Origin of the sequence: uncultured Fluviicola sp., assembly GCF_902168135.1 — a bacterium.
Lineage (GTDB): Bacteria > Bacteroidota > Bacteroidia > Flavobacteriales_D > Crocinitomicaceae > Fluviicola.
In genome coordinates, this window is the sequence record NZ_CABHOL010000010.1 from 1 (window position 1) to 6,795 (window position 6,795).

The 6,795-nt window shown below is 43.7% G+C and carries 4 protein-coding genes; 3 read left to right on the forward strand and 1 reads right to left on the reverse strand.

From position 1 onward, the window contains the following. The 3 genes from QZT69_RS02150 to QZT69_RS02160 form a co-directional block, all read left to right on the forward strand. Positions 1–1,334 (forward strand): sensor histidine kinase (locus tag QZT69_RS02150; protein ID WP_294670078.1); only part of this gene is annotated, 1,334 nt, incomplete at its 5' end. After that, positions 1,306–2,061, forward strand: a complete 756-nt coding sequence (locus tag QZT69_RS02155) for a response regulator (protein ID WP_294670080.1) — start codon at positions 1,306–1,308, stop codon at positions 2,059–2,061. The genes QZT69_RS02150 and QZT69_RS02155, both read left to right, overlap by 29 nt. Positions 2,062–2,173: 112 nt before the next feature. Then, positions 2,174–3,631: a T9SS type A sorting domain-containing protein gene (locus QZT69_RS02160; RefSeq protein WP_294670082.1), complete on the forward strand. Its 1,458-nt coding sequence runs from the start codon at positions 2,174–2,176 to the stop codon at positions 3,629–3,631. A 407-nt stretch (positions 3,632–4,038) separates the two neighbouring features. Here QZT69_RS02160 and QZT69_RS02165 read toward each other — a convergent pair whose 3' ends face one another. Beyond that, on the reverse strand, positions 4,039–6,684 hold the full coding sequence (locus QZT69_RS02165; protein WP_294670083.1) for an efflux RND transporter permease subunit: 2,646 nt from the start codon (positions 6,682–6,684) through the stop codon (positions 4,039–4,041). Positions 6,685–6,795 lie beyond the last annotated feature (111 nt).

The following is a 6,795-nucleotide window of genomic DNA, read 5'->3' on the forward strand; positions in this document are numbered from 1 at the left end:
TGGATTTTTTGTCCGATCAATCCATTTTACTGGCAACGAATAATGGAGCTTTTATAAAACAACCCGACCAGCTTCCAAAACGGTCATCCTGGAAACAATTGTTGAACGAAGAAGTTTTTCGTGTAATTTCTGTTGGGGATGAGATCATGATTGGGACCTCACAGGGATTGATTTCATTGAACAATAAGAAGTTATCCCAAACCTGGAATTACCGCTTGTATTTGTCCTCTGTTGAGATCAAAGGCAGGAAGATTCCTTTTGATCAATTGGATAAATTGAAGTATAATCAAAACGACCTGTATTTTAATTTCGATTACCTGGCTTTCAATGAATGGTCCAAGCAGTTAACTTATTCGCTGAAAGGCCCTTCCGGACTGGATGGTGAAACTGAAGGAACACACGTGCATTTGCAGAATTTAAGTCCGGGTTACTACGTGTTGTATGTACATCCAACTATCCACTCAGGAAAGAGTAACCTGAGCGCTGTTACTTCGTTTTACATTAAGCCTGCTTTTTGGCAGACTGCTTTTTTCAGGATTTCCATGATCGTCCTGGGACTTGTCTTGGCAAGTTTGTGCAGTTGGTTGATTATGCGCTCACGCAGGAAAAAAGAAATGGAACGGATCCGGATCGAAAGGCTTTTGGCAGAATACAGGCTGACGGCTCTTAAAGCACAGGTTAATCCGCATTTTATGTCCAACTCGCTGGTGGCAATCCAGGAACTCATTATCCGGAAAGAAACTTCCAAAGCAAACCAATACCTGGCCAAGTTCAGCGCACTTCTCCGGAACTTGCTCAATTATTCGGACCAATCGGTAATCAGTCTTTACAACGAGTTAAAGATTATAGATCTGTACATCGACCTGGAACAGCTGCGCTTTAGCAACTGCTTTGTTTTTAAGAAGAAAATTCACGAGAATGTCCAATTGGATCAGTTATTTATCCCTGCTTTGATTACACAGCCTTTGATCGAAAATGCCATTTGGCACGGACTTTTGCCTTTATCCGAAGACAAGCTGCCAACCCTTACCCTGGGAATTGAATCTGAAGCAAACGGACTTTGTATTTCGATTACGGATAATGGAGTAGGGAGACCGGATAAAGCGGGACTAAACGAACATGCCGTCGTCTTTAAAGAGTCGAAAGGAATGAAGTTGATCGAAAAACGCATAGAAAACCTCAATAAACTATACGCTCCGGCTGAAGGATCCATCGAATTTGTTGATTTGAAAGATGAAAACGGGAAACCGGTCGGTTCAACGGTAAATATATTCTTTTCGTCAGAAATGCTTAATAAACTATATCATGAAAGGAATCAGGAGCGTAATTATTGATGATGAACCGGCAAATAGAAACGTATTGGACAGCCTGCTGAGAGAACACTGCCCGTCGATTGAATTAATCGGGAATGGTGCTTCCGTGGAAGAAGGTTATGAATTGATCTGCCGTATGAAACCTGATCTGGTCTTCCTGGATATCCAAATGCCCGTGAACACCGGATTTGATCTGCTGCGCATGTTTGAACAGCTTTTTTTTCAGGTCATTTTTGTCACCTCGTTCGATGAATTTGCTTTACAGGCTTTTGAATTCAACGCGATTGATTACCTACTGAAACCGGTTGATAGTTCAAAATTGAAACGCGCTGTTGAGCGGGTGGAAAGCTCAATCAGTTTCGGTGATAATTCCAACGTAATCCATTTTGTGCACTCCATCGACGAACGCAACCGGCTCATTAAACGCATTCCTTTCCACCATAAGAATAACGTCGTCATCGTGGACCTGGAAAACATTAGTTACATCCGTGCTGTGAGAAATTATTCGGAAGTCACTACGACAGATAACCAGGTGCTGCTATCAAGTAAAACCTTGTCGGATTACGAGGTCCTGCTCCAGGCTTATCCGAATTTTTTGCGTATCAATAAAAGTGTCCTGATCAATATCCACCACATCATCCAGTATTCAAAGGGGACTGAATGTCTCATATCCATGAAGCACGGAAAAGAAGATTTTGAAGTTTCCCGCAGGAAAAAAGCTGAGATTTTGGGGTATTTGAAAGAGTAATCCCAACTGAATTCCAATTTCTTACGTTCTTTAGAAAATCCATTGAATTCCGTATGTTTGGGAAACAGACCGAAATTCAGTTGGCATATAATCATTATTCAAAAGGAAAACTATGAAGAAATTAGTACTTGGAATCATCGCAGTTTACGCTTTCAATTTCCTGTCTACGGCACAAAGCGCAACCTGGAATGCACCCGTTAATGTTGCTTTAGGAACAACTTACAGCAACATTTATCCGCGAATTACATTGACCGCAGGAGATAATCCATTGGTAATATGGGGAAATGGCGGGACAGATAGAATCTATTCCTCACGCTGGGATGGAGTTGGATTCACTACTCCTTTGGCCATTAATCCGTTGGGAACAGTTCCGTATCTTGCTTCCTGGACAGGAGCCGAAATTACTTCTTCGGGAGATAGTGTCTTTGTTGTTTTTAGCACAGATCCCAATGCAGCAATGGATCCGCATGTTTATACAATTCGTTCCCTGGATGGCGGAATGACTTTCCAGGACACAGTCCGGGTAGACCAGATCGGTACGGATGTTCCGCGTTTTCCTTCGGTTGCTGTTGGTTTGAACGGAAATCCGGTGGTTAATTTTATGCAGTTCAATGCTTCCATGACAGATCCGGAATATTCAATCGCACGCTCGGTAAATGGTGGAGCATCTTATCTGGCGGCAATCAGCCCTACAGCATCTGTTGCCGGTTATGTATGTGACTGCTGTCCGGCTTCTATAGCAGCTTCCGGAGACCGCCAGGTATTTCTTTTCCGCAATGATGATAACAATATCCGCGAAATGTGGGGTTGTTATTCAACGGACGGAAGTGCGAGCTTTACAGCGGCGTCCGAAGTGGATGAAACCAACTGGTCTGTTAATTCTTGTCCGTCAAGCGGGCCTTCCGGTGTAATTATGGGAGATTCCGTTGTTACAACCTGGATGAGTGCCGGAGATGTTTACATCAGTTCTGCAAGTCTCACCACCCAGCAAATCGGGGTTCACCGTCCATTATTCCCAATGGGAACCGGAGTTCAGAATTATCCCGTAATTGCCGGGAAAGGCGATACGCTGGCTGTTGTCTGGCAGGGAATGAACGGATCTTTTACGGATGTCTTTTTCACCTATTCCGTTACGGGAACCGCAGGTTTGGGAGTGAATATAGATACCTTGACACAAGGAACAAACGGCGCGCAAACCCGACCGGATATTCAATTCTCAAATGGGAAATTCCACATCACATACAGCAATAATATAGGAAATAATGTGGTGTACCTGCAAGGAACGATTGATCCGGCCTCATTAAGCGTAAATGAATCCGAAGAAGTGGACCTCATCCGTATTTTCGCTACCCAGTCTGAGGGAAAGACAATCCTTCAGGTGAAATCGGAATTGGAAACAACAGCTTCGATGCAGCTGATCAATACCGCCGGACAACAGATTTCATTGGATAAACAGCAAATTACAAAAGGAGTTTCAATGATTGCTATTCCTGAAGTTCAAAAAGGGATTTATTTCGTGGTATTGGAAACAAAAGAAGGCAAAGTGTATAAGCAGAAGGTGGTTTTGTAATTAATTATCTTCTGGTGTCAGGTATAGAAGTTGGAATACTCGTTAATTTCAATATGCCTTACAATGATAGTTCGGTAGGGTTAAAATAAGTAACACCAAAAAAGTACATAAGAAGGTAACAAAGATTGAAATTTAGGAGATTACTTTTTAACAAGACAGATATTCAAACCTTAGCGGTTAAATAAGGAAGGATTTATAAACCGCAAAGAAGAGCCAGCTGTGGCTGGTGAAGACGGAGTGCCGTCTGAAAGACGCGGCACGAAGGTAAAAGAGTGCAAAGATTTAGAACTTACCTGCGTTAAGTACATAATTCCCCCCGGTAGGCAGCCTTTTATTTGTGTGTATTTGTGGTGGACAAAAAAACGCCCTGACAATAACTATCAGGGCGTTTCTCTTGGTTATTGGTGTCAATTATGATCGTACTCGTGCCCTAGTGCGACCACATCAACTTCTTTCAATTGGGCTTTCGCCTTCTTGTTTGAAATTTCGCGTTTGAAAATATCGAAGATTAAATACACGCATGGTACAACGATCAGCGTAAGCAGCATGGAACTGATCAAACCACCGATCAATACCCAGGCCAAACCTGCTTTCCATTCAGCTCCCGGTCCGTGTGCCAGTGCAATCGGCATCATACCGAACACCATTGCGAGTGTTGTCATTAAGATCGGACGTAAACGCGCCTGCCCGGCAATGATCAATGCTTCGACTGTGTTGTGACCGTCAGCTTTCTTCTGGTTGGCAAAGTCTACGATCAAAATCGCATTCTTCGCTACCAACCCGATCAGCATGATCATACCAAGCATGGAGAAGATACTGATTGGCTCGGATGACAATGCCAGTGCAAGCAGGGCTCCGATGATCGCCAGCGGAATGGAGAACAAGACAACGAAGGGATAAACATACGAATCATACAATGCAACCATGATCAGGTATACGAAGATGATCGAAGCAAGAATAGCTAATAATAAGTTCCCGAATGCCTCAGCCATGTTTTTCGCATCTCCTTCAAAGCTGTAAACCGTATTTTTCGGAAGCGGATCTTTTTCCATACGTTTTGCAAATTCGTCCGTTACCTGCTGACTGGAAGTCCCCAATACCTGTGAAGTAACAGTAATTGAAGGAATACGGCTCATGCGTTCCAGTTTTGAAGGTCCGCTTGATTTACCGATTTTTGCGAACTGGCTTAGTTTGATTTCTTCTCCTTTGTCGTTGATGAAGAAAACATCTTTCACATCTTCCGTGTTCTTACGGTCGAAATCATCGTAATTTACCAGGATATCGTAATCTTTTCCATTTTCCGAATACTTGGAATTATCGTCTCCGTTGAAAGACATCTGAAGTGTGGAACCAACTGTGTTCATATTTAATCCCAGCTCGGCCATTTTATCGCGGTCAATATTTACCGTTACTTCCGGATTCCCGGTTTCAACCGAAACTTTTACCTCCGCCGTACCTTTGATGGATTTCAGTGTTTCCATCACTTTTGTGGCGGCAACATAGTTGGAGTCCATGTTGTTTCCGGTCACAGCAATCTGGATCGGCGCATCGTCAGCCCCACCCATGATACCAACGGCCGCTGAGTTTACTTTCACATCCGGAAGCATAGCTTCCAGGTCTTTTTTCATCAATTGGGCAATGATGGCTGCAGATTTGTCGCGTTTTTCCTTGTCGATGATTTTTACGGTCAGCTGTGCTTTGTTATTTGCGTTACTGGAAGATCCCATGTTTCCGCTTGCCGTTCCCACACTGGTGAAGACATTAACTACCCGTTTGTCATTAAAAAGGTAATCTTCTACGCGCTGAACAGTTGCATTGGTCTGCTGGATCGTTGCGTCCTGAGGTAATTCCAGTGAGATAACGAATTCTCCGCGGTCACCCTGGCTCACAAACTCCCCACCGATATACGGTCCGAGCATCATCGGGATGATGATAATTCCGAAGAAAGCTCCCAGGGTGATGTAACGTTTTCTGCGAAGTGCAACTGTCAATGCACGACCATAGGAAGTCGTAATGTTTTTCAGAATGCGTTCAAAAGTCATTACAATTCGTCCGCCTAAAGTTTTATTATTCAGCGTGGTTTCTTTCGCAAAGCGTGAAGCCAAAAGCGGTGTCAGCGTAAAGGATACGAATAAGGACATCAGTGTTGAAATAACGATCACCAGGGAGAACTGGGAAAGCAAGTTGGAAATCAAACCTCCGACCATTGTCAGCGGAAGGAATACCACAACGTCCACCAGGGTAATACCCATCGCCGTGAAACCAATTTCATTACGCCCTTCCAATGCTGCCTTCCGGCGCTCTTTCCCCATTTCAAGGTGACGGTAAATATTCTCAAGCACAACAATCGAGTCATCTACAAGAATACCGACTACCAGTGAAATTGCAAGCAACGTCATCAGGTTCAGGGTAAACCCAAGCAGGTACATGGCAATGAAAACGGAGATCAAAGATGCCGGGATTGAGATCATGATAATGAATGCATTCCGCACACTGTGAAGGAATAACAACATCACCAGTGCAACAATGAAAATTGCCAGTCCAAGGTCGGTAACAACTGCGTCTGCCGCTGCAAGCGTAAAGTCGGAGGAGTCGGATGCAATGTCGAATTTCAACCCGTCAGCTTTGTATTGTTCTTCGAGTTTTTTGAACTCTTCCTTAACCATTTTACTGATCTTCACCGCGTTCGCATCTGTTTGCTTCATGATCTGAAGTCCCAAAGAGTTGATCCCGTTGATACGGTTGTATGTTTTGATTTCTTTGGAACCATCCGTAATACTTGCTACTTCGTTTAGTCTTACCGGTGAGTTTGTCTTCGGATCGTTGGCGATTACCAGGTTGTTCAATTCATTCAGGTCTTTGTATTTTCCACGTAAACGAACCAAAGCCTGTGTGCCGTCGCCTTTAATTTTACCTGTTGGTAATTCCAGGTTTGCATTACGGATCGCATTGGTAATCTGAAGAATGGAAATTCCATAATTCTCACAAGCTTCACGGTCTACCTGTACCTTAATCTCGCGTTCTTCACCACCAACCATGGTGATTTGTGCCATTCCTTCCATTTTTGCCAGGAAGGGGAGATATCATCTTTTACTAAAGAGTAAAGTTCTGTCGGAGGCATGTTTGCGGTTACCCCCACACTCATGATTGGTGCTTCGTCGAAG

Bases quoted from the DNA above. Each gene is read 5' to 3' on its own strand.
- QZT69_RS02155 (WP_294670080.1), top strand. From the start codon at position 1,306: ATGAAAGGAATCAGGAGCGTAATTATTGATGATGAACCGGCAAATAGA.
- QZT69_RS02160 (WP_294670082.1), top strand. From the start codon at position 2,174: ATGAAGAAATTAGTACTTGGAATCATCGCAGTTTACGCTTTCAATTTC.
- QZT69_RS02165 (WP_294670083.1), bottom strand. From the start codon at position 6,684: ATGGCACAAATCACCATGGTTGGTGGTGAAGAACGCGAGATTAAGGTA.